The sequence below is a fragment of the Nocardioides sp. Soil_C_8 genome, assembly GCF_057656315.1.
The window spans coordinates 206,227-226,954 of record NZ_JBDGKQ010000002.1; the positions used below are offsets into that span (position 1 = coordinate 206,227).

At 71.6% G+C, this 20,728-nt stretch carries 24 protein-coding genes and 4 tRNA genes; 13 read left to right on the plus strand and 15 right to left on the minus strand.

Going from position 1 to position 20,728, the window contains the following annotated elements:
- Nucleotides 1-109: 109 nt before the first annotated feature.
- Together AC3A3L_RS10765 and AC3A3L_RS10770 are read left to right on the plus strand one after the other, a co-directional pair.
- Nucleotides 110-1,501 (plus strand): dicarboxylate/amino acid:cation symporter, encoded by a 1,392-nt coding sequence (locus AC3A3L_RS10765; RefSeq protein WP_487640026.1) that lies wholly within the window; start codon nt 110-112, stop codon nt 1,499-1,501.
- Between the two features lie 86 nt (nt 1,502-1,587).
- Nucleotides 1,588-1,663: transfer RNA gene (locus AC3A3L_RS10770), tRNA-Arg, on the plus strand.
- A gap of 307 nt (nt 1,664-1,970) precedes the next feature.
- On the opposite strand, the gene AC3A3L_RS10775 is transcribed toward AC3A3L_RS10770, so the two are convergent.
- Nucleotides 1,971-2,588 carry a hypothetical protein gene (locus AC3A3L_RS10775; RefSeq protein WP_487640027.1) on the minus strand — a complete coding sequence of 206 codons (618 nt, stop codon included), beginning with the start codon at nt 2,586-2,588 and terminating at the stop codon, nt 1,971-1,973.
- Nucleotides 2,589-2,836: 248 nt separating this feature from the next.
- Here AC3A3L_RS10775 and AC3A3L_RS10780 point away from each other — a divergent pair, with 248 nt between their 5' ends.
- Entirely contained in the window at nt 2,837-2,977 is a 141-nt protein-coding gene (locus AC3A3L_RS10780; RefSeq protein WP_487640028.1) for a hypothetical protein, read from the plus strand.
- Nucleotides 2,978-2,992: 15 nt separating this feature from the next.
- Here the strand turns inward: AC3A3L_RS10780 and AC3A3L_RS10785 are convergent, their stop codons facing one another.
- Together AC3A3L_RS10785 and AC3A3L_RS10790 are read right to left on the minus strand one after the other, a co-directional pair.
- Nucleotides 2,993-4,006, minus strand: coding sequence for an adenosine deaminase (locus tag AC3A3L_RS10785; protein WP_487640029.1), 1,014 nt, complete (start codon nt 4,004-4,006; stop codon nt 2,993-2,995).
- 13 nt (nt 4,007-4,019) lie between these two features.
- Nucleotides 4,020-4,817 carry a DsbA family protein gene (locus tag AC3A3L_RS10790; RefSeq protein WP_487640030.1) on the minus strand — a complete coding sequence of 266 codons (798 nt, stop codon included), beginning with the start codon at nt 4,815-4,817 and terminating at the stop codon, nt 4,020-4,022.
- Between the two features lie 108 nt (nt 4,818-4,925).
- Between AC3A3L_RS10790 and orn the strand changes: the two genes are divergently transcribed.
- The gene (gene orn, locus AC3A3L_RS10795) at nt 4,926-5,570 is read left to right on the plus strand and encodes an oligoribonuclease (RefSeq protein ID WP_487640031.1); all 645 of its coding nucleotides are present in this window, start codon (nt 4,926-4,928) and stop codon (nt 5,568-5,570) included.
- Between the two features lie 47 nt (nt 5,571-5,617).
- Nucleotides 5,618-5,693, plus strand: a tRNA-His gene (locus tag AC3A3L_RS10800).
- A gap of 61 nt (nt 5,694-5,754) precedes the next feature.
- On the opposite strand, the gene AC3A3L_RS10805 is transcribed toward AC3A3L_RS10800, so the two are convergent.
- Complete coding sequence (locus AC3A3L_RS10805) at nt 5,755-6,876, minus strand: FUSC family protein (RefSeq protein ID WP_487640032.1); 1,122 nt, start codon at nt 6,874-6,876, stop codon at nt 5,755-5,757.
- A 142-nt stretch (nt 6,877-7,018) separates the two neighbouring features.
- Between AC3A3L_RS10805 and AC3A3L_RS10810 the strand changes: the two genes are divergently transcribed.
- Entirely contained in the window at nt 7,019-7,201 is a 183-nt protein-coding gene (locus tag AC3A3L_RS10810; protein WP_487640033.1) for a hypothetical protein, read from the plus strand.
- A 4-nt stretch (nt 7,202-7,205) separates the two neighbouring features.
- On the opposite strand, the gene AC3A3L_RS10815 is transcribed toward AC3A3L_RS10810, so the two are convergent.
- Nucleotides 7,206-8,108, minus strand: a complete 903-nt coding sequence (locus AC3A3L_RS10815; protein WP_487640034.1) for a universal stress protein — start codon at nt 8,106-8,108, stop codon at nt 7,206-7,208.
- Between the two features lie 149 nt (nt 8,109-8,257).
- On the opposite strand from AC3A3L_RS10815, the gene AC3A3L_RS10820 reads away from it, so the two are divergent.
- Both AC3A3L_RS10820 and AC3A3L_RS10825 read left to right on the plus strand, forming a co-directional pair.
- Entirely contained in the window at nt 8,258-9,826 is a 1,569-nt protein-coding gene (locus tag AC3A3L_RS10820; RefSeq protein WP_487640035.1) for a phytoene desaturase family protein, read from the plus strand.
- Between the two features lie 74 nt (nt 9,827-9,900).
- A tRNA-Lys gene (locus tag AC3A3L_RS10825) sits at nt 9,901-9,973 on the plus strand.
- A 57-nt stretch (nt 9,974-10,030) separates the two neighbouring features.
- Here the strand turns inward: AC3A3L_RS10825 and AC3A3L_RS10830 are convergent.
- From AC3A3L_RS10830 to AC3A3L_RS10865, 8 genes are all read right to left on the minus strand, one after another.
- Entirely contained in the window at nt 10,031-10,174 is a 144-nt protein-coding gene (locus tag AC3A3L_RS10830) for a GPGG-motif small membrane protein (protein WP_186340748.1), read from the minus strand.
- A 91-nt stretch (nt 10,175-10,265) separates the two neighbouring features.
- Nucleotides 10,266-12,260, minus strand: coding sequence for an NAD(P)-binding domain-containing protein (locus AC3A3L_RS10835; protein WP_487640036.1), 1,995 nt, complete (start codon nt 12,258-12,260; stop codon nt 10,266-10,268).
- Nucleotides 12,261-12,291: 31 nt separating this feature from the next.
- On the minus strand, nt 12,292-12,591 hold the full coding sequence (locus tag AC3A3L_RS10840; protein ID WP_487640575.1) for a GroES family chaperonin: 300 nt from the start codon (nt 12,589-12,591) through the stop codon (nt 12,292-12,294).
- Nucleotides 12,592-12,650: 59 nt separating this feature from the next.
- The gene (locus AC3A3L_RS10845) at nt 12,651-12,899 is read right to left on the minus strand and encodes a DUF3618 domain-containing protein (protein ID WP_487640037.1); all 249 of its coding nucleotides are present in this window, start codon (nt 12,897-12,899) and stop codon (nt 12,651-12,653) included.
- The gene (locus tag AC3A3L_RS10850; protein WP_487640038.1) at nt 12,896-13,651 is read right to left on the minus strand and encodes an energy-coupling factor ABC transporter ATP-binding protein; all 756 of its coding nucleotides are present in this window, start codon (nt 13,649-13,651) and stop codon (nt 12,896-12,898) included. Before AC3A3L_RS10850 ends, AC3A3L_RS10845 begins: the two co-directional genes overlap by 4 nt.
- Complete coding sequence (gene cbiQ / locus AC3A3L_RS10855) at nt 13,648-14,325, minus strand: cobalt ECF transporter T component CbiQ (RefSeq protein ID WP_487640039.1); 678 nt, start codon at nt 14,323-14,325, stop codon at nt 13,648-13,650. Before cbiQ ends, AC3A3L_RS10850 begins: the two co-directional genes overlap by 4 nt.
- Nucleotides 14,325-14,654: a PDGLE domain-containing protein gene (locus AC3A3L_RS10860; RefSeq protein ID WP_487640040.1), complete on the minus strand. Its 330-nt coding sequence runs from the start codon at nt 14,652-14,654 to the stop codon at nt 14,325-14,327. The genes cbiQ and AC3A3L_RS10860 overlap by 1 nt, the downstream gene beginning before the upstream one ends.
- Nucleotides 14,651-15,340 carry an energy-coupling factor ABC transporter permease gene (locus AC3A3L_RS10865; protein ID WP_487640041.1) on the minus strand — a complete coding sequence of 230 codons (690 nt, stop codon included), beginning with the start codon at nt 15,338-15,340 and terminating at the stop codon, nt 14,651-14,653. The genes AC3A3L_RS10860 and AC3A3L_RS10865 overlap by 4 nt, the downstream gene beginning before the upstream one ends.
- A 152-nt stretch (nt 15,341-15,492) precedes the next feature.
- Here AC3A3L_RS10865 and bcp point away from each other — a divergent pair, with 152 nt between their 5' ends.
- The 3 genes from bcp (at nt 15,493) to AC3A3L_RS10880 (ending at nt 17,343) form a co-directional block, all read left to right on the plus strand.
- The gene (bcp, locus tag AC3A3L_RS10870) at nt 15,493-15,963 is read left to right on the plus strand and encodes a thioredoxin-dependent thiol peroxidase (RefSeq protein WP_487640042.1); all 471 of its coding nucleotides are present in this window, start codon (nt 15,493-15,495) and stop codon (nt 15,961-15,963) included.
- A gap of 318 nt (nt 15,964-16,281) precedes the next feature.
- Nucleotides 16,282-16,362: transfer RNA gene (locus AC3A3L_RS10875), tRNA-Leu, on the plus strand.
- A gap of 105 nt (nt 16,363-16,467) precedes the next feature.
- Nucleotides 16,468-17,343: a bile acid:sodium symporter family protein gene (locus AC3A3L_RS10880; RefSeq protein ID WP_487640043.1), complete on the plus strand. Its 876-nt coding sequence runs from the start codon at nt 16,468-16,470 to the stop codon at nt 17,341-17,343.
- Here AC3A3L_RS10880 and rdgB read toward each other — a convergent pair.
- Together rdgB and rph are read right to left on the minus strand one after the other, a co-directional pair.
- Nucleotides 17,332-17,946 carry an RdgB/HAM1 family non-canonical purine NTP pyrophosphatase gene (rdgB, locus tag AC3A3L_RS10885; protein ID WP_487640044.1) on the minus strand — a complete coding sequence of 205 codons (615 nt, stop codon included), beginning with the start codon at nt 17,944-17,946 and terminating at the stop codon, nt 17,332-17,334. The genes AC3A3L_RS10880 and rdgB overlap by 12 nt on opposite strands.
- Nucleotides 17,943-18,689, minus strand: coding sequence for a ribonuclease PH (rph, locus tag AC3A3L_RS10890; RefSeq protein ID WP_487640045.1), 747 nt, complete (start codon nt 18,687-18,689; stop codon nt 17,943-17,945). The genes rdgB and rph overlap by 4 nt, the downstream gene beginning before the upstream one ends.
- Before the next feature lie 234 nt (nt 18,690-18,923).
- On the opposite strand from rph, the gene AC3A3L_RS10895 reads away from it, so the two are divergent.
- Nucleotides 18,924-20,078 carry a sensor histidine kinase gene (locus AC3A3L_RS10895; RefSeq protein WP_487640046.1) on the plus strand — a complete coding sequence of 385 codons (1,155 nt, stop codon included), beginning with the start codon at nt 18,924-18,926 and terminating at the stop codon, nt 20,076-20,078.
- Nucleotides 20,075-20,725, plus strand: a complete 651-nt coding sequence (locus AC3A3L_RS10900; protein ID WP_487640047.1) for a response regulator — start codon at nt 20,075-20,077, stop codon at nt 20,723-20,725. The genes AC3A3L_RS10895 and AC3A3L_RS10900 overlap by 4 nt, the downstream gene beginning before the upstream one ends.
- Nucleotides 20,726-20,728: the final 3 nt, after the last annotated feature.

The following is a 20,728-nucleotide window of genomic DNA, read 5'->3' on the forward strand; positions in this document are numbered from 1 at the left end:
GCACCGAGAGCGCGCTGTGTCGCCTCGGACGCATCCTCGACTGATCCTCGACCCACCTGCGTCCCCGCCCGGTTGCGACCGCGCGGTCCCGAAAGGTTACCTTCTCAGTATGAATACTTCTGTTACGGCGGAGAAGAAGCCCACCCGCTTCCGCACGCCCTCGTTCGCCGTCCAGGTCCTGATCGGCCTGGCGCTCGGCGTCGTCCTCGGTCTCGTCGCCCGCAGCATGGGAGCGGACGGCGTGGACGCCACGACCGGCGAGGTGGACCCCAACTGGCTCACCGAGACGCTCAGCACCATCGGCAGCACCTTCGTCACCCTGCTGCGCGCCGTCGTGCCGCCGCTCGTCTTCCTGGCGATCGTCGCCTCGATCGCCAACCTGCGCGACGTCACCGGCGCCGCCCGCCTCGCCTGGCGGACGCTCGCGTGGTTCGCGATCACCGCGCTCATCGCGGTCAGCATCGGCATCGTGCTCGGCCTCGTGCTGCAGCCGGGTGACCACACCAGCGTCACCGCCGACGCGGCCTCGGCGCCGTCGACGACCGGCTCGTGGCTCGACTTCCTGACCGGCCTGGTCCCGGCCAACGTCCTCGGCCTCGAGGGCTACGACAACGGCGACGGCTCGGTCGGCTTCTCGTTCAACGTCCTCCAGATCCTCGTCATCTCGATCGCCGTCGGCATCGCGACCCTCAAGGTCGGCGAGGCGGCCGAACCCTTCCTCGTGTTCGTCCGCTCGGCGCTCGCCGTGGTGCAGAAGGTCCTCTGGTGGATCATCCTGCTCGCCCCGGTCGCCACCGTCGGCCTCCTCGGCAACGCCGTCGCCAGCTACGGCTGGGACGCCCTCGGCTCGCTCGGCATGTTCACCGTCGCGATCTACGCCGGACTCGCCCTGGTGGTCGCCGGCGTCTACCCGACGCTGCTGCGACTGAACGGCCTCTCCGTGCGCCAGTTCTTCACCGGCGCGTGGCCGGCGATCTCGCTGGCCTTCGTGTCGCGGTCGTCGATCGGGACGATGCCGGTCACCGAGTCGGTGACGGAGCGCAACCTCGGCGTGCCGCGGTCCTACGCCTCCTTCGCCGTGCCGCTGGGCGCCACCACCAAGATGGACGGCTGCGCCTCGATCTACCCGGCGATCTCGGCGATCTTCGTCGCGCAGTTCTTCGGTCTCGACCTCTCGGTCACCGACTACCTGCTCATCGCGTTCGTCTCGGTGATCGGCTCGGCCGCCACTGCCGGCGTCACGGGCGCCACCGTCATGCTCACGCTGACGCTGTCCACGCTCGGCCTGCCGCTCGAGGGCGTCGGCCTGCTGCTGGCCATCGACCCGATCCTCGACATGGGCCGCACCGCGGTCAACGTCGCGGGCCAGGCGCTGGTCCCGACCATCGTCGCCAAGCGCGAGGGCATCCTCGACAAGACGGCGTACGACGCCCCGCGCGGGCGCGACGCCTGGCGCGAGGACGCCGACACCACCCGCCAGCCGGCGCCCGCCGCCGCCTGACGACGTACGTCCCGCAACGCCGGCCCGGTCCCCGACCGCGGCCGGCGTTGCTGTGCTCGGCGCGGCTGGGATACTGCTCCCCGCAAGCCCCCGTGGCGCAATGGATAGCGCAACGGCCTTCTAATCCGTGGGTTGCAGGTTCGAGTCCTGCCGGGGGCGCCATGGACGCGGTCGCGCGAGCACGGTGCAGGCAGTTCGCCGCCCGTCCCGACCGCCTGAGCGTGGCCCGGCCGGCGCCCGTCGCGAACTGCCTTCATGGTGCTCTCGTGGCCCGGCCGGAGCCCGTCGCGAAGTGCCTGCGTTGCTCGAGCCCCGACACGCCCGCCGACCTCCCCGCGGACGGCCGCCACCGCCGTCAGGATGTGGACAGGCCCCGCCACGTATGAGGTAGCGGGGCCGAATGCTTGCCCGGCGGACCGGAGCGGGAGGTGTCGAGCTCCCGCTCCGGTCCGTCAGCAGAATGCAGGCGTCAGACGCCCAGGTTGAGCGCCGCCAGGATCTGGTTCAGCAGGGTCTGCAGCTGGCCCAGGAGGCCGGCGAGCGGACCGCCGTCGAGCAGCCCGGCGACGGCGCAGAGCAGGTTGCCGAGCAGGTTGCCGGCACCGGCGACCGCGACGATGTCCAGCACGACGCGCTGGAGGTGGATCTCGAGCCCCAGGAGGTTGAGGTCCAGCGGGCCGAGCACCAGGTTGAGGATGTCGCAGGCGCCGGCGTTCGCCGCTACCCGCCCGTTGGCGAGAGAGCTGCCGTTGATCTTCTTGATCGGGATGTTCTGCACGCCCGAGAACTTCGTGTTGGGACCTGCGTCCTTGATGACGCCCTTGAGGAAGCCCTTCACGTACATCACGCCATCGCGCTCGATGACCTTGATGGGCGTGAAGGACCCGCTGACCTTGTCACCCGCCGACGTCTTGCCGACGACCGTGCTGGTGATCTTGCCGAGGTCGGACTTGCCGACCACGCCGCGGGCGGATGTCTCCGCAGCCGAGGCTCCTGCGGTGGTGAGCGAGGTCATGCCGACGGCCATGGCCAGTGCGACGATCGCGCCGGCGACGAGCCGCCGCGCGACGTGTGTGAGGTGGTTCATGTGTTCCCCTCCGAGTGGTGAATTCCCTCCCGCAGAGCAGCAGGCGCCGCCCCCTCCGCTCGACGCTAGGCACGACTGTCCGGAGCCGGTCATACCCCTTCGGGTAAGACGCACGTGGCAACTCGCAGTTACGCGCTCCGGCACCGCCCTGCGGGTGAAGGCGGCTCATGTGCCCGCGCCGCGCGGGTACGGGCTCGCCGTCCCACTCCCCCCACCAGATCGGAGTCCCGATGTCCAGCGACCTGGGCTTGAGCCTCCTGACCGTGCTCGGCGTGCTCGCCGGCATCGGCGCACTGCTCTACGTGATGGCCGTCCTCGACCCCACCAACGCCCGCGCAGCCAAGCAGCTGCCGAGCCACCGCGCGTCCCGGGGTCGCGCCGACACCTGACGGGCCGACCGGCCGTCAGCGGGCGGCGTACTCCTCGATCTCGGCAGTGATGCGCGCCTTGACGTCGGCTGGGGCGAACGACGCGTCGACGGCCGCCTTCGCCAGCTCGGCCACGCCCTGCTCGTCGAGGTCGAGGAGGTCGGCCGCGACGGCGTAGTCGTGGTTGAGCGAGGTGGCGAACATCGGCGGGTCGTCGGAGTTGATGGTCACCGCCACGCCGGCCTCGACGAACGTCCGCAGCGGGTGGTCCTCGATGCGGTCCACGGCCCGTGTCGCGATGTTGGAGGTCGGACAGACCTCGAGCACGACCCCGGTGTCCGCCAGGTGCGACAGCAGCTCGGGGTCCTGGGCGGCCGAGACGCCGTGCCCGATCCGCTCGGCGCCGAGCAGCCGCAGTGACTCCCAGATCGTCTCCGGCCCGGTGGTCTCGCCCGCGTGCGGCACGGACCGCAGCCCGGCGGCTCGCGCCGTGTCGAAGTGGCTGCCGAACTGCGCACGCGGGACCCCGATCTCCGGCCCGCCGAGCCCGAACCCCACCAGGGCGTCGGTGCGGTGCTCGAGTGCGTACTCCAAGGTCGCGTCCGCCGCCGGGATCCCGGACTCGCCGGGGATGTCGTAGATCCACCTCAGCACCAGCCCGAAGTCGCGCTCGGCTGCGACCCGCGCATCCTCGATCGCCTCCGTGTAGGCCTGGATCGGGATGCCGCGGACCACGGAGGTGTACGGCGTGCAGGTGAGCTCGGCGTAGCGGAGGTTCTGGCCCTCGGCCATCTCGCGGGCCACCTCGTAGGTCAGCAGCCGGACGTCCTCCGGCGTGCGGACCAGGTCGACGACCGCCAGGTAGACCTCGATGAAGTGGGCGAAGTCGCGGAAGGTGAAGAACTCGCGCAGCGCGTCGAGGTCGGACGGGACGCCGGCTGCCGGGTGGCGCGCCGCGAGCTCGGAGACGATCCGCGGCGACGCCGACCCGACGTGGTGGACGTGCAGCTCTGCCTTGGGCAGGCCGGCGATGAAGGACTGGAGGCTCACGCCCCGCAGTGTGTCAGGAGCCGCCCGCTCCGCTGGTGCCGGCGAGCATCTCGGTGGCGATCTGGTCCATCGTCTGGCCCTCGACCTGCTTGCCGTCCACGAGCACCGTCGGGGTGGCGTTGACGCCGGCCTTCGAGGCGGCGTCACCGGCTGCCTCGACCCAGCCCTCGAAGGTCATGTCCTCGATGCCGGGACGGACCGCGCTCTCGTCGGCGCCGGCTTCCACGGCCCACTCGACCAGCTGGTCGCTGTCGGGGAACGGCCCCGACTCCGACGGCTGGTTGTCGAAGAGCAGGTCGTGGAACTCCTTGGCGACCTCCGGACCGGACTCCTCGAGCACGACGGCGAAGGCGTTGGCCGCCTCCGGGGAGTAGTCGCTGATCCGCTCGAGGAACGGCAGCGGCCGGTACTCGACGTTGACCTCGCCCGCCTCGACCGCGGCGTCGAGCTGGTCGCCGACCGTCTGCTCGAGCTGGCCGCAGAACGGGCAGAGGAAGTCCTCGTAGATGACGATCGACTTCGGGGCGTCGGCCTCGCCGACGACCATGCCGTAGTCGGCGGTCGCGCCGGTGGGCGCGGTGTCCGGCTTGTCCGAGCCGAGGTTGGTGATGAGGAAGTAGCCGCCGACCACGAGGAGCAGCACGGCCCCGATCAGGCCGAACCTGGTGAGCTGCTCCTTGCGCTTGGCCTTCCTGCGGCGCTCCTCGGCCTGGACCCGGGCGCGCTCGGTCCGCGCCCGCCGCGCCTCCCGCTTGGCCGCGGTCGCCGCCTTCTCGTCAGCGGTCCTGTGCGAGCTCTTCTTCTGCGCCATCGAGGCTTTCTTCCTTCGTGATCGGTGGGGTGATCTGCCCCGACCATATGAGGCGAGGCTGAGTCGAGCCTGAGAGCGTCCACGCCGGGCCCAGTAGGGTGGCCCGTCGTGAGCGACAGACTGGTGTGGATCGACTGCGAGATGACCGGCCTCGACCTGGGGGCCGACGCGCTCGTCGAGGTGGCGGCACTCGTCACCGACTTCGAGCTCAACGTGCTCGGCGAAGGCATCGACGTCATCATCAAGCCGTCGCAGGAGGCCCTCGACCAGATGGTGGAGTTCGTGCGCAGCATGCACGAGAAGTCCGGCCTGCTCGACGAGCTGGACAGCGGTACGACGCTGGCGGACGCCGAGCAGCAGGTGCTCGCCTACATCAAGGAGCACTGCCCCGACGGCAGCCGCCCCCCGCTCGCGGGCAACACCGTCGCCACCGACCGCTCGTTCCTCGCCCGCGACATGCAGGAGCTCGAGTCCTTCCTGCACTACCGCATCGTCGACGTCTCCTCCATCAAGGAGCTCTCGCGCCGCTGGTACCCGCGGGCCTACTTCGCCGCCCCCACCAAGCGGGGCAACCACCGCGCCCTCGCCGACATCCAGGAGAGCATCGAGGAGCTGCGCTACTACCGCGAGGCCGTCTTCGTGCCCCAGCCCGGTCCGGACAGCGTGCTCGCCAAGGAGATCGCGGCGCGCCACGGCGGTCAGCTCACGGGCCTCGGTCCGGACACGGACGCCGATTCCGGCTCCACGGACTGAGTGCCCTACACTTCTCGTCGTCCACAGCGCCAGCGTTGCGGGACATGGTGGGTATAGCTCAGCTGGTAGAGCGCCGCCTTGTGGTGGCGGATGTCGCGGGTTCGAGTCCCGTTACTCACCCCAACGATCGAGCCCCCGGCCGCGGAGATGCGGCCGGGGGCTCGATGCGTCTGACGGCGCGCGGTCACGCGTCGGCGACGCGACGCACGGGCACACGGAGGGGGATGCGCGAGCCGCCGATCGGGTTCGCCTCGGCGACGCGGTCCATGGCGTCGATGATGTTGCGCAGGTTGATGATGAGCGCGCCGTAGATCGGCCACTCGGCGGATCGCTCGGTGGCCCGGAGGCCGTCGCTGAGGACCACCAGCCGGCGGCGTACGTCGAGCAGCGAGTCGGGGTCGGCCGCACTGGTCGCGCGCCCGATGTCGTGGAGCATGGAGATCCACGGCTCGGCGAAGTCCTCGCCCCAGGCCTCGCGGTGCGCCTGCTGCCCACCGAGGGTGCGCGCGAGGCTGCGCGTCTCGGCGATGGCCTGCTCCATGCGGCGCAGGAGCTCGTGCCACTCCCGGGGGTTCTTCATCACCTTCGCCGACCGGCGCGGGTTCATCCGAGCGCTCTCCTCGGCCTGCCGCACGAGCGCCCAGGCCTGGTCGAGGTCGCCGTCGAGGTCGCGGGTCCGGTCGATCCACGCGTCGACGTCCTCGTCCTGGCAGCCCTCCCCCAGGCCGCCGGCCATGTCCGTGAGGAGCTCACCGATGCCGTCGTCGACGCGGTCGAGGGCCTTCGCGGCGGTGTGCCGCCGCAGCGGGGGCCACACGAGGACGTTGACCAGCAGGCCGACCGCCACGCCGATCGCGGTGTCGAGGAGCCGGGCGACGAGCATCACGTCGTCCTCGAAGCCGGTGGTCAGGACCACCAGGCCGGTGGTCGCGATGGTGGTGGCCTCGGCCCCCAGCCATGGCACGGCACCGAGCACCAGGGCCACCACGAGCAGCAGCGTGATCGCCCAGGTGGTCAGCCCGAGGGACTCCCCCACCACCGTCGCGAGGACGACCGCGACGACGGTCGCGGCGACCTGCTGCATGCCCTTGGAGAAGGTGCGGTAGACCGTCGCGTGCACCACGAGCAGCGCCGCCCACGGCGCCAGGAACGGCTGCGCGAGGTCGAGGACGCTCGCCGCGATCACCCAGGCCGCGACCGCGGCCAGCACCGTCTTGCCCAGCTGCAGGACGTCGTTCCACCAGATCGGGTCACCGAGCCGGTCGTCGACGCGCTCGCGCCACCTCTCCCACGTGCTCGCCCTCACGTCGTGCTCCTCTCCCTCATCGATCGACACTACGGATGAGGGGAGGCGGTGCAAGTCGCCCACAGGGGTGGCGGTGCGGGATGATCGTCACTTCTTCGCGACCACCCGCGCCGTCACACCACCCCCAAGGAGGAGGGCACGCATGTGCCGAGCAGTGCGATGCAGGACCTGCGGCAGGACCACCTGGGCCGGCTGCGGCCAGCACGTCGCCCAGGTCGAGGCGGGCGTGCCTGCAGAGGACTGGTGCAACGGCCAGCACACCGCTGCGGAGAAGGCTGCCAGCGGCTCGAGCGGCGGCTTCCTGTCCCGGTTGCTCGGTCGCTGACCCGTCACGGGTGGTACGCCGACCGGTGCGGTCGCGGCGTCGCGAGCAGCACCGGGCACGTGGCCTCCCTGAGCACGGCTCGGGCCACCGGGCCGATGTGCGAGCCGATCGGGACGAGCGGGTCGTGGCGACCGATCACCAGCAGCTCGGTGCCCGCCGAGGCCTCCACCAGCACCTCGGAGGCACGGCCCTGCTCGACTCGCACCTCGGCGTCGGTGGTGGCCGTCAGGTCGCCGACCCGGTCGAGCGCGGCACAGACCTCCGCGTGGGCGCTGTCCGACCAGCGTCGGACGTCCTCCGGCCCGTAGATGCCCTCGTAGGCCCGCGGGAGCGCCCACGAGTGCACGAGCCGCAGGCGGGCCCCGCGCGCGTGGGCCTCGGCGAGCGCGGCGCGCAGCACCTCGTCCGACCGCTCGGGGACGTCGACACCGGCGACCACCACCCGCGGCTCCCCGTCGGGACGCCACCCGGTGGGTACGGCGACCACCGGCACCCGCAGGTGCGCAGCGACGCCACCGGCGACGGTGCGGTTCACGATGCGTGACAGCCGGGTCAGCCTCCGGTGCTCCAGCACCACCATCCGCGCGGTCCGACCGACCTCGACGAGCGCGCCCACCGGCGTGCCGCGCACGAGCTCGTGCGTGACGGGGACGGCGCCTCCGACGACGTCGTCCGCGACCTTGACCGCCTCGGCGAGGCGCGCGGCGCCCCAGGCCTCGACGTCGGCCGCAGGGATCAGGACGTGGTCGGCCGGGATCGGGGTCAGGTCGACGGCGTGCACCAGGTGCAGGCCGCAGCCGGCCCGCAGCGCCTCGTCGGCGGCGAACGCGAGCGCCGACCCGAACTCCTCCGGTCCGATCCCGACCACGATGCGGGGTCCGCGTGCGGTGGTGCGCTGATCGGTCATGACGTCCTCCTCGACTGGTCCTGTGCCTCCACTCTTCGCCGGTGCCGACGTCGTACGAAGAGTCGTTGGACCCGCGGGCGCTCGGCAAAGGGCCCTGCTCGCGCGGTGTCGCTCCCGGCGCGGCCCGCGCCAGGGTCTACGTTGGATCGGTGAATCCGGCCAGGAACAGCTATGACGTGGTGGTCGTCGGCGGCGGCCACAACGCCCTCGTGAGCGCCGCCTACCTCGCCCGAGCCGGGCTCTCGGTGGTGGTCCTCGAGCGCCTCCCCCACACCGGTGGGGCCGCGGTCTCGGTCGAGCCCTTCGCCGGGCACCCCGTGCGACTCTCGCGCTACTCCTACCTCGTCAGCCTGATGCCCGAGCAGCTGATGGCCGACCTGGACCTCGACATCCGCCTGGCCTCACGCACCACGGCGTCGTACACGCCCTGGACGCGCGGCGAGCGGTCCGGCGGCCTGCTGGTCGAGCGGCCGGAGGCCGAGGCGACGCGGGCGTCGTTCCGCGACCTCACCGGGCGCGAGGAGGAGTACGCCGCCTGGGAGGCGTTCTACGGCGAGGTCGGCCGGCTGGCCGAGGCCGTGGCCCCGACGCTGATGCAGCCGCTCCCCCTCGAGCGCGACGTCCGCGCCCTGGTCGACGAGCGCATCTGGACCGACGTGGTCGAGGAGCCGCTCGGCCGCGCGATCACCCGTCGCTTCGCCGACGACACCGTGCGCGGCGTCGTCGCCACCGACGCGCTCATCGGCACGTTCGCCTCGATGGACGACCCGTCGCTCGTGCAGAACCGGTGCTTCCTCTACCACCTCATCGGCAACGGCACCGGCGAGTGGCGGGTGCCGGTCGGCGGCATGGGAGCGGTCACCGACGCGCTCGCGCGAGCAGCCGTCGAGGCGGGGGCCGAGATCGTCACCGGTGCCGGCGTCGGCGCCATCACCCCCGGACCGGACGGCGCCGAGGTCGTCTGGCACGACGGCGAGCGCGAGCACTCGGTGACCGGTCGCCGGGTGCTCTCCGGGGTCGCGCCCTGGGTGCTGCGGATCCTCCTCGGCGAGGGCGAGGACCTCGCCACCAAGCCCGCCGGCTCGCAGCTCAAGATCAACTTCCTGCTCGACCGGCTGCCCGCCCTGCGGTCGGGCGCCGACCCCGCCGTCGCGTTCGCCGGGACCCTCCACCTCGCCGAGGACTACTCCACCATCGAGCAGGCGTACGCCGCCGCAGCGGGGGGCTCGGTGCCCGACCCGATGCCGGGCGAGGTCTACTGCCACAGCCTCACCGACCCCTCGGTCCTGGGCGACCGGGCCGGCTCGGCCCACACGCTGACCTACTTCGGCCTCCACACGCCGGCCGGGCTCTTCGACGCGGACCCCGGCGCGAAGGACGTCGCCGTCCAGCGCGCGCTGTCCTCGCTCGACGCGGTGCTCGCCGAGCCGCTCGCCGACTGCCTGGCCATGGACGCCGACGGCCGGCCCTGCATCGAGGCGAAGGTCCCGCAGGACGTCGAGAGCGACCTGGCGATGCCGGGCGGCCACATCTTCCACGGCGACCTCGACTGGCCCTGGGCTCCCAACCGCTCCCGGCTCGAGACACCCGCCCAGCAGTGGGGCGTGCAGACCGGCCACGACGCCGTGCTCCTCTGCGGCTCCGGAGCCCGGCGAGGCGGGGCGGTGTCGGGTCTCGGCGGCCACAACGCGGCGCAGGCCGTGCTGGCCGAGCTCTAGTAGCCATCTCGTAGGGCCACCTCGATTTCGCCTGCCGATCACGAGGCGGTAGAGTTCTACTCGCTTCACCGCACGCGCCATTAGCTCAATTGGCAGAGCAGCTGACTCTTAATCAGCGGGTTCGGGGTTCGAGTCCCTGATGGCGTACAAGAGCGAAGGGCCGGTCCTCACGGACCGGCCCTTCGTCGTTCTCCCGCAAGGGTTCTACGTGAACAGGCTGACTCCGCCGGGGCCGACGAGCAGCCCGACGATGATGAGCACGATGCCCCAGAGCATCTGACCCCTGATCAACGAGACGATGCCGGACACCACCAGGATGACGGCAAGGATCCACAGCAGAAATGCCATTGTGCATGCTCCCTTCGGTTGAACCCTCAACCTAGCCTTCACGGTTGCGAAGCGGTAATGACGTACACCCGGATGGGCGTGTCGCGAGCCCTCAGGCCCGGTCCTCCTCGCGCAGCCGCGGCGGCGTGAAGCCCTCGGGCCGGAAGCCCGTCTTGTCGGCGTAGAACTCGCGCAGCACGTCCATGTCGGCGCCCACGTCGCCCGTCGGGTGGAACGTCGGTCCCCAGCCCACGGTGCGCGACGGCACGTCGAGGAACGCCAGGGTGATCGGGAGGCCGGTCTGGCGGGCGATGCGGTAGAAGCCCGACTTCCAGTAGTCGCCGCGCGAGCGCGTGCCCTCGGCGGCGATGCCGATGAGCCACGGGTCGTCCCCGTCCGCCTCTGCCAGCAGCTCCTTGATCGTCGCGGCGGGATTCCTGCGGTCCAGCTCGACGGCACCCGTGCGGCGCAGCAGCCAGCCCAGCGGCCCCACGAAGAGCTCCTTCTTCACCAGCAGCCGGATCGTGATGCCGTAGCGCCACGCCAGCAGCATGGTCAGCACCCAGTCCCAGTTGGAGGTGTGCGGTGCGCCGACCAGCACGCCGCGCTGCGGCACCTCGCCGACCGCCCTCCAGCGCGCCGCGCCGAGGAGCACGCGGGCGAGCGTGCGGCGCACTCCCCCGCCGCCGGACGTCGGCACCGGCGCGGTGCCGGACGTCGGCGAGGAGGTCGCCACGGTGGCCGCCGCTCGCTCGCGACCCGCCTTGCGCTCACGGTCGAGGTCCCACAGGTAGTGGTCGAAGTCGACCTCCATGGTGTGCCGCGGCGAGGCGTAGAACTGCAACTTGTCCCGGCGGTGCTCGGACTCCATCTGGCTTCGTACGACGTCGTCCCCGGGAGGCACGTAGCGGCCGGCGAGCGTGTCGGCGACCCACGCCGACTGGGCCTCGGCGATCGGCATCACCGCGCCGATGGCCTGCACGAGGCCGATGAAGTAGAGGCCCGGGAGGTCGGGGTGCACCGTGCGCTTCCACAGCGGCAGGTCGTTGTCGTGCGCGGAGACGAGCTCGGGCTTGAAGAACGGGAACGTCACGCGGTAGCCGGTGGCCCACACGACGAGGTCGGCCGGGGCGGTGCTGCCGTCGAGGAAGACGACGCGGTCGCCGTCGAGCCGCTCGATGCCCGGCCGCGCCGTCACGGCACGGGCGTCGAGACGCTCGCGGATCCTGTCCGACTGGACGGGGTGCGACTGGCCGGGCTTGTGCGTCGGCGCCGGCAGGCCGTACTTCGTCATGCTGCCGGCGTACGTCGCCCCGATGCGGAGCCGGGCCGCGGTCACCCACCACGGCAGCCACCCCGGGAGGGCGACCTGGTCGCTCGGCTTGCCGAGGAGGAACTTGCGCAGCACCCACTCGGTCCGACGCACCGACCACGTCGTCGTGCGCGCGACGTAGGACGACTCGACCGCGATGTCCATCGCCGAGTTGCCGGCGCCGACGACCACGACGTCGCGCCCCGCGAGCTGGTCGGCGGAGCGGTAGTCGTGGGCGTGGATCTGCTCCCCGTCGAAGGTCCCGGGGTAGGCCGGCTCGGGCCAGCGCGGGTCCCAGTGGTGGCCGTTGGCGACGAGGACGGCGTCGTAGGTGCGGGTCTCGGTGCCGGCTGGTCCGGTGATGCGCACCTCCCAGCGGCCGTCCGCCGATCGGGAGACGTCCTCGACCGTGGTGTCGAAGGTGATGGTGTGGCGGAAGCCGAAGTGGTCGACGTACTGCTCGAAGTAGGCGCGCACCTGGTCGTGCTTCGCGTAGGGCGGGTAGTCCGCCGGCATCGGGAAGTCGGAGTAGGCCATCCGCGGGCACGACGTGTTGATCTCGAGGGTGTCGTAGCAGGCCGACTGTCCGTTCGAGTTGTCGAGGACCCACGTCCCGCCGATGTCGCTCCCCTTCTCGAAGCAGTCGAAGGGGACTCCGGCCAGGTGGAGCTGCTTGGCGGCTGCGATCCCCGACGACCCGGCGCCGATCACGCACGCGCGGGGCAACGACTCGTCCACGGGCACCGGGGAGGTCACCGCCGGCGCGCGGTGGGACTGCTTGACGAGGTAGGCCATGGCCCGAAGCCTAGGACCGGCCTCCAGCGCCTCAGAGGTAGAGGCCGGTGGAGCCGCCCTCGAGGCGCTCGGCCGCGACCGCGTGCACGTCGCGCTCGCGCATGACGACGTAGAGCTCGCCGTGGACCTCGACCTCGGCCTTGTCCTCAGGGTCGAAGAGGACCCGGTCGCCGACCTCGACCGCGCGGGCGTGCGGCCCGACGGCGATCACCCGCGACCAGGCCAGCCGGCGGGCGCCCATGGCGGCTGTGGCCGGGATGACGATCCCGCCGCTGGAACGACGTTCCCCGGCCTCCTGGTCGACCTCGACGAGGAGCCGGTCGTGCAACATCTTGATCGGTGCGGACCCGGGGTCGGTGCCCCCCGCCGCCCTGCTGCCGGAGGACACGCTCAGCTCGCGACCTTGCGGACGAGGGCGAAGAGGACGACCGCGCCGACGACGGCACCGGCCGCCTTGAGGATGTTGTCGGTGCGGGGGGCACCCGTGTCGAGGTCGACGAACTGGGACTTCACGATCGTGACCTGCCGGCCGATGATCGTCTTGGGGTGGGCGCGGTAGGCGAGCTGGTCGATCGTCGAGGCGAGCCGCTCGCGGGTCTCCTCGATCTCGCGCTCGAGCGCGCTCATGTCCTGGGTCACCCGGGAAGGCTATCAATGCGCCGCGGGTCGAAACCCCAGGGCAGCTCGAGCCTGTGGGCGGCCATCAGCGCGTCGTCGGTGAGGACGTCGAAGGTCGGCCGGTCGGCGACCACGACACCCTCGCTCAGCACGACGCTGCGCGGGCACAGCTCCAGCGCGTAGGGCAGGTCGTGGGTGACCATCAGCACCGTCACGTCGAGGCTGCGCAGGATGTCGGCGAGCTCGCGGCGCGAGGCGGGGTCGAGGTTGGACGACGGCTCGTCGAGCACCAGGATCTCCGGCTCCATCGCCAGCACGGTGGCGACCGCCACGCGCCGACGCTGGCCGTAGGAGAGGTGGTGCGGCGGCCGGTCGACGAAGTCGGCCATCCCGACCCGGTCGAGCGCGTCCATCACCCGGCGTTCGAGCGCGGGTCCCTTGAGCCCGAGGTTCGCCGGACCGAACGCGACGTCCTGACGGACGGTGCCGAGGAACAGCTGGTCGTCGGGGTCCTGGAAGACGATCCCGACGCGGCGCCGGATCTCCTTGAGGTGCTCCTTGGCGACCGGGAGACCGCTGACGGTGACGGTGCCCCGGCCCCCTGTGAGGATGCCGTTGAGGTGCAGCACGAGGGTCGTCTTGCCGGCGCCGTTGGGCCCGAGCAGCGCGACCCGCTCGCCGCGGTGCACGTGCAGGTCGACCCCGAACAGCGCCTGGTGGCCGTCGGGGTAGGCGAACGCGAGGCCGCTGACGTCCAGCACGGGCGTGCTCATCGCGCGTCCTGCGGGAGGCGGCCGTCGTACCCCCGCGACAGCATCGCCAGGTGGACGCGCTCGCCGCGCTCGTAGGACCGGATGAACAACGCCCCGAGCGAGCGGGCCAGCACCGGCCAGTGCCGCGGCGACCGCGGGTCGCAGCCGCGCGAGCGGAGCGCGGTCATCATCCGGCCGAGCTCGGCGGTGACCACGTCGAGGTAACGGATCATGAAGCCCATGATCTGCACGACCAGGTCGGGGGTGCGCAGGCGCTGGAGCCCGCGGAGGAGGTCCTGCGGCTCGGTGGTGGCGGCCAGGGTGAGCGAGGCGAGGACGCCGATGGTGCCCTTGAGGAGCAACGCGACGCCCGCGACCAGGCCCGGTTCCGAGACGCTCACCCCGAGCACCTCGGTGCGCGGCCCGTGCGCGATGAACGGCATCAGCACGGCGAAGACCACGAAGGGCAGCTCGACGACCATCCGCGGCAGCAGGTAGCGCAGCGGCACACGGGAGAGGGCCACGACGCCGAGCAGGACGACGGCCCAGAGGGCGAACAGGGCGTACGCCTGGCGGGGGGTCGCGACCACCACCAGCATGAAGCCCACCAGCGCCAGGACCTTGAGGTGCGCGGGCGCGCGGTGCACCGGGCTGTGGCCGTGGAAGTGCAGCCGGTGCCCGTGCCCGGCCCCCATCAGGCCTCCGACTGGTGGGCAGGCTCGCGGTCGTCCTGCGGGTCGCGACGTCGTACGACCCAGAACAGGCCGGTGCTGAGCACCAGCATCACCACGACGCCGATCACCCCGGCGAGGCCGCCACTGATGCGGGCGTCGTCGACGCCCGACGTCTGGTAGTCGGCCAGCGGGCTGTCGGCGGCGGCGGAGTCCTCGGCGGAGTCGATGAAGCCGGTCTGCTCGGCGACGTACTCGAGACCGTCGGGGTGCGAGCTGGCGTAGTAGCTCGCGACGCCCGCGACGAGCAGGCTGACGACGAGGGCGACGGCGAAGAAGCGGCGGCTGCTCATCGGAGGACTCCCGTGCGGACCTCGAGCTCGCGCTCGACCACGAGGGGTCGAGCGCCGTGGACGAGGTCAGGCCGCGCGGCCACCACGGACGCCACGACGAGACCGGTGACGACCGCCTCGCCGACGCCGATCACGGTGTGCCACCCGAGCATGGCGGTCAGGAGCGCGCCCAGGTCGACCGGGACGTTGCCACCGACGGCGAACAACGCGGTGAAGACCAGCGCCGCGACCGGGACGCTGACCAGGGCTCCGATCGCGGCTGCCGGGGCAACCATGCTCAACCGCTTGGGCAGCACCCGGCGCGCGACGAGGAAGACTCCGTAGCCCACAGCGACGGTCACGATGCCGATGAGGGTGATGTTGGTGCCGAGGGCGGTGATCCCACCGTCGGCCATCAGCAGGGCCTGCACGACGAGCACGACCGACAAACAGAGCACGGCGGTCCACGGCCCCACGAGGACGGCGGCGAGCGCGCCGCCCATCAGGTGCCCGCTGGTTCCGGCGCCCACGGGGAAGTTGATCATCTGGGCGGCGAACACGAAGGTCGCGACCAGGCCCGCCGCCGGCGCCGTGCGGTCGTCGAGCTCGCGCCGTGCGCCGCGCAGGGAGAGGGCGACCGCGGTCGCGGCCACCACTCCCGTCGCCACCGACGTCGGTGCGTCGAGGAAGCCGTCGGGCACGTGCACGTGGTCGCTCCTGCTCGTGGTGGGGCTGGTTGGATGTCTGGTGGCCGGCGCGGATCCCCCGATGCCGTGCCGGCACGCACCCGACCTTATTGCAAACCTCTTGCAACAACCAGCCGGACCGCCGTCCGGACCGACCGCGCACAGGAGACCCCATGTCCGACCGCCTCGCCGCCGGCGACACCGCCCCCGACTTCACCCTGACCAGCGACACCGAGGAGCAGGTGTCGCTCTCGGACCTGCGCGGCAAGAAGGTGATCCTCTACTTCTACCCCGCCGCGATGACTCCCGGCTGCACCAAGCAGGCCTGCGACTTCTCCGAGTCCCTCGACTCGTTGCGGGGCGCGGGCTACGAGGTGCTCGGGGTCTCCAAGGACAAGCCGGCCAAGCTCGCGAAGTTCCGCGAGCGTGACGCGCTGACCCTCACCCTGCTCTCCGACGAGGACCTGGCCGTGCACCGGACCTACGGCGCCTACGGCACCAAGAAGCTCTACGGCAAGGAGGTCGAGGGCGTGATCCGCTCCACCTTCGTGATCGGCGAGGACGGCACCGTCGAGGTCGCCCAGTACAACGTCAAGGCCACCGGCCACGTGGCCAAGCTGCGGCGCGACCTCGGCCTCGACTGACTGTCGTACCCCTCGCCTAGCGTTTCGCCATGGGCACGCGACCTCCGTTGCTGACCCGCGCCCTCATCGAGTCCGGCGTCCCCTACGCCTGTGCCGTCTGTGGCTGTGACGGCACCGGGCTGGGCATGCCGCTGACTCTGGAGGTCGACCACATCGATGGCGACTACCTGAACAACGTGCAGTCGAACCTCCGCTTCCCTCTGCCCCAATTGTCACCGGCAGACCGACAACTTCGCCGGACGGAGCAAGGGCAAGTACTCCGGGTACGTCACTGCTGCGAGGGCCAGGAAGGCCACTTCGTAGACTCTCGACCTCACCGCCGAAGTGGTGGAACGGCAGACACGCGGCGCTTAGGACGCCGTGCCTCAGGGCGTGCGGGTTCGAATCCCGCCTTCGGCACCCACTGAGAAGCTGACTGGCAGCACTTGCACGCGGACTCGACCTAAGTACACGTCTGCCGCCGATCCCTCCCCCTGTGACCCGCGTCACCACTAGGGTCCGCGCATGGATTCTGCGCTGACCACCGTCGGACTGCCGCTCGCGCTGGCCATCATCATGTTCGGCCTCGGCCTGGACCTGACGGTCGCCGACTTCAAGCGGGTGGGCAAGGCGCCGAAGGCCGTGGTCGTCGCGCTCGCCTGCCAGATCCTGCTGCTGCCGGCGATCTGCTTCGGGCTCGTCGTGCTCTTCGACCTCCCGGCCCTGCTCGGCATCGGCATGCTGCTGCTCGCCGCATCGCCGGGCGGCACGACCGCCAACCTGTTCAGCCACCTCTTCCGCGGCGACGTGGCCCTCAACATCACGCTCACCGCGATCAACACCGTCATCGCCGTGGTCACGCTGCCGCTGATCACCGGCCTCGCCATCGCCTGGTACGACCGGCAGGACGACGTGTCGATGCCGCTCGTGGAGATCGTCAAGGTGTTCGCGCTGATCCTGCTGCCCGTCGGCATCGGCATGCTCGTCAACGCCCGCGCGCCCGGCTTCGCCCGGCGGATGGACAAGCCGGTGCGGATCGGCTCGGCGGTGATCCTCGCCGTCCTGGTGCTCGGCATCCTCCTCGACCAGCGCGAGGACGTCGGTGACTACCTCGCCGACGTCGGCCTCATCTCCGCCCTGTTCTGCGCGATCAGCCTCGTCGTCGGCTACTACGTGCCCAAGGCCGTCGGGGTCACCGGCCCGCAGGCCATCGCCTCCTCGATGGAGGTCGGGGTGCACAACGCGACGCTGGCGATCTTCGTGGCGGTCGAGGTGCTCGACGAGGTCGAGATCTCCGTGCCCGCGGCCGTCTACTCGCTCGTGATGTTCCTGTTCGCCGCACTGTGGGGCTCGTGGGTCAGCAGGCAGGTCGGCGCCCGCGAGGACGTGTCAGTCGCCTGACAGGTCCGCCGCGACCTGCGGCGCGAGGGCGCGCAGCGCGCGGCCCCGGTGGGAGATCCGGTCCTTCTCCCCCGGCTCGAGCTCGGCTGAGGTGAGGTCCTCGGCGTCGTGCTCGGCCGCGACGAACACCACGTCGTAGCCGAAGCCGCCGCTGCCTCGCACCTCGCGGATGATGCGCCCGTCCATCCGGCCCTCGACGACCCGCTCACGCCCGTCGGGCATCACCCACGCCACGGCGCAAGCGAAGTGAGCACCGCGGCGCTCGTCGGGTACGTCGTCGAGCTGGGCGAGCAGGAGCTCGTTGTTCCGGTCGTCACTCTTCGGCGGTCCCGACCACCGGGCCGACAGCACGCCCGGCATCCCGTTGAGGGCGTCGACGCACAGGCCGCTGTCGTCGGCCACGGACGGCAGCCCAGTGGCCGCGACGCCGGCACGCGCCTTGAGCAGGGCGTTGCCCTCGAAGGTGGGCTGGTCCTCGACCGGCTCGACGTAGCCCTCGACGTCGGCGATGCCCAGCACCTCGATGCCCGGCACGTGCTCGGCGAGGATGCGCTGCATCTCGAGGATCTTCTTGGTGTTGCCCGAGGCGAGGAAGATCTTCACCGGGCGAGCGCCTCCTGCTGCAGGCGCGTCAGGTCGGCGCACCCCTTCTCCGCCAGTGTCAGCAGCGCGTCGAGCTCGGTGCGGTCGAAGGCGGCGCCCTCGGCCGTGCCCTGCACCTCCACGAACTTCCCGTCGCCCGTCATGACGACGTTCATGTCCGTCTCCGCGCGCACGTCCTCGACGTAGGGCAGGTCGAGTCGTGGCGCGCCGTCGATGATACCGACGCTCACCGCCGCCACCGACCCGGTCAGCGGCTCACCCGTGAGCGCGCCGTTCGCGCGCAGGTGCGCGACGGCGTCGGCCAGGGCGACGTACGCCCCGGTGATCGCAGCGGTGCGGGTGCCGCCGTCGGCCTGCAGGACGTCGCAGTCGAGGACGATCGTGTTCTCCCCGAGCGCCTGGTAGTCGATGACGGCGCGCAGCGAGCGGCCGATGAGCCTCGAGATCTCGTGGGTGCGGCCGCCGATGCGGCCCTTGACCGACTCGCGGTCCGACCGGGTGTTGGTCGCCGCGGGGAGCATCGCGTACTCGGCGGTGACCCAGCCGAGGCCCGATCCCTTGCGCCAGCGCGGCACGCCCTCGGAGGCGGACGCGGCGCACAGCACCCGCGTGCCGCCGAACTCGACGAGCACCGACCCGGCCGCGTGGTCGAGCCAGTTGCGGGTGATGGTGATCGGGCGGAGCTCGTCGTCGGCGCGGCCGTCGGCGCGCGGAGTCTGGGCCGGAGTCGGGGCGGAAGTCATGGGCACGACCCTAGACGTGGCTGAGCCGGGTCCGGTCACCCCCGTGTGTCACCGGACCCGGCTCGAAGCCCCTTCCCCAGCGGGACCGTCCACTCATGCGCGGCCCCACACCGCGCAGCTCCCTCCACGCGGTTGGTCCGACCACCGTGCGCCCGCGACCCGGGTCCGCGCATCGGCCCTCGGGCCATGTCCATGCGACCAAAGTAGGAAATCGGCTCGTTTACCCTGAGCGCCGTGGACCCGAGACCCGACACCCAGCCGGAGCTGACGTGGGTGTCGCACGCGTGGCGCTACGCGCTGTGCCTCATGTTCTCGGCCGCGGTCTGGCAGACCGCGGCAGCGGCCGAGTGGCGCGACCACCGCCTCCTCTTCGCCGTCGAGGTGGTGCTGGGCGTCGCCGCCTTCGTGCTGGTGTACTTCCGCCGGCGCTCGCCCATGCGGGTGGCCCTGGCGATCGCCGCGATGAGTGCCCTCTCCGGGCTCGCTGCCGGCCCGGCGACGCTGGCCGCGGTCTCCCTCGCGACCCGGCGACGCTGGCGCGAGGTGGTGGTGGTCGGCACCGCCAACTTCGTCTCGGCCATGGTCTGGACGACGATCGCGCCGATCGAGGACAACAGCTTCCTGGTCACCACGCTGGTCAACCTCGCCGTCAACACCGGGATGATGGGCTGGGGGCTCTACATCGGGTCGCGGCGCGAGCTGCTCTGGAACCTCCGCAACCGCGCCGAGCGTGCCGAGCTGGAGCAGGAGCTGCGGCTCACCCAGGCCCGCTCGACCGAGCGGGCGCGCATCGCCGGGGAGATGCACGACGTCGTGGCCCACCGCATCACCCAGGTGTCCATGCAGGCCGGCGCGCTCGCGTTCCGCGACGACCTCGACGGCGACCGCCTCCGCGAGGGGCTCGGACAGATCCAGCGCCAGGCCAACGACGCGCTCCACGAGCTCCGCGGGGTGCTCGGGGTGCTGCGCGAGGACGACCCGAGCCCGCCCACGGCACGACCGCAGCCGACGTACGACGACATCGCTGCGCTGGTCGACGAGGCGCGGTCGCACGGCCTCGAGATCGACTGGGCCGACCACGTCGACGGCGACGTGCCGGTGCCGCCGGCCACGGGCCGCACGGTCTACCGGATCGTGCAGGAGGGCATCACCAACGTCCGCAAGCACGCCCCGGGCGCGGGGATGCACATCAGGTCCTCGGGCGACCGGATCGGCGGGATCACCGTCGTGATCAGCAACCCGCTGCGCGACCGTCCCAGCGCCGCACCGGGAGCGGGCCTGGGGCTGGTCGGGCTGCGCGAGCGCACCGAGCTGCGGGGCGGCCGGCTGCACCAGCGCACGGAGGGGTCGAGGTTCGTGCTGGAGGCTTGGCTACCGTGGACCGCGTGATCCGCGTGCTCCTCGTCGACGACGACCCGCTGGTCCGTTCGGCGCTGACCCTCATGCTCGGCGGGCAGTCCGACATCGAGGTGGTCGGCGAGGCGCCCAACGGTGAGGCCGGACTCGCCCAGGTCGCCGAGCACCGGCCCGACGTCGTGCTGATGGACATCCGGATGCCGGTGATGGACGGGCTGGAGGCCACGCGGGTCCTGCACTCGCGACCCTCCCCGCCGGCCGTCGTCGTGCTCACCACCTTCGACGCCGACGACCACGTGCTCCGTGCCGTGGCGTCAGGCGCCGACGGGTTCCTCCTCAAGGACACCCCGCCCGGCGACATCGTCAGCGCGATCCGCACGGTCGCGGCGGGCGACGCCATGTTGTCGCCGTCCGCGACCCGCAGCCTGGTCTCGCGGCTGCGCACCACCTCGCCGACCGACCGCACCACGACCGCCGCCGACCGGCTGACCGTGCTGACCGAGCGCGAGCTGGAGGTCGCCGTGTGCGTCGGGCGCGGCCTGAGCAACTCCGAGATCGCCTCGGAGCTCTACCTGTCCATCCCCACGGTGAAGTCGCACGTCTCCCGCCTGCTGACCAAGCTCGACGCCACCAACCGCGTGCAGGTCGCGATGGTCGTGCACGACGCAGGGCTGGTCTGACGC

What these genes read in the sequence shown, in the direction of transcription:
- AC3A3L_RS10835 (WP_487640036.1), bottom strand. Translation starts at nt 12,260, where the DNA reads ATGGCCTACCTCGTCAAGCAGTCCCACCGCGCGCCGGCGGTGACCTCC.
- AC3A3L_RS10860 (WP_487640040.1), bottom strand. Translation starts at nt 14,654, where the DNA reads ATGAGCAGCCGCCGCTTCTTCGCCGTCGCCCTCGTCGTCAGCCTGCTC.
- AC3A3L_RS10810 (WP_487640033.1), top strand. Translation starts at nt 7,019, where the DNA reads ATGTGCCGAGCAGTGCGATGCAGGACCTGCGGCAGGACCACCTGGGCC.
- rph (WP_487640045.1), bottom strand. Translation starts at nt 18,689, where the DNA reads ATGACTTCCGCCCCGACTCCGGCCCAGACTCCGCGCGCCGACGGCCGC.
- AC3A3L_RS10765 (WP_487640026.1), top strand. Translation starts at nt 110, where the DNA reads ATGAATACTTCTGTTACGGCGGAGAAGAAGCCCACCCGCTTCCGCACG.
- AC3A3L_RS10830 (WP_186340748.1), bottom strand. Translation starts at nt 10,174, where the DNA reads ATGGCATTTCTGCTGTGGATCCTTGCCGTCATCCTGGTGGTGTCCGGC.
- AC3A3L_RS10815 (WP_487640034.1), bottom strand. Translation starts at nt 8,108, where the DNA reads ATGACCGATCAGCGCACCACCGCACGCGGACCCCGCATCGTGGTCGGG.
- AC3A3L_RS10840 (WP_487640575.1), bottom strand. Translation starts at nt 12,591, where the DNA reads ATGTTGCACGACCGGCTCCTCGTCGAGGTCGACCAGGAGGCCGGGGAA.
- AC3A3L_RS10790 (WP_487640030.1), bottom strand. Translation starts at nt 4,817, where the DNA reads ATGGCGCAGAAGAAGAGCTCGCACAGGACCGCTGACGAGAAGGCGGCG.
- AC3A3L_RS10850 (WP_487640038.1), bottom strand. Translation starts at nt 13,651, where the DNA reads ATGAGCACGCCCGTGCTGGACGTCAGCGGCCTCGCGTTCGCCTACCCC.
- cbiQ (WP_487640039.1), bottom strand. Translation starts at nt 14,325, where the DNA reads ATGGGGGCCGGGCACGGGCACCGGCTGCACTTCCACGGCCACAGCCCG.
- AC3A3L_RS10775 (WP_487640027.1), bottom strand. Translation starts at nt 2,588, where the DNA reads ATGAACCACCTCACACACGTCGCGCGGCGGCTCGTCGCCGGCGCGATC.
- AC3A3L_RS10880 (WP_487640043.1), top strand. Translation starts at nt 16,468, where the DNA reads ATGGATTCTGCGCTGACCACCGTCGGACTGCCGCTCGCGCTGGCCATC.
- bcp (WP_487640042.1), top strand. Translation starts at nt 15,493, where the DNA reads ATGTCCGACCGCCTCGCCGCCGGCGACACCGCCCCCGACTTCACCCTG.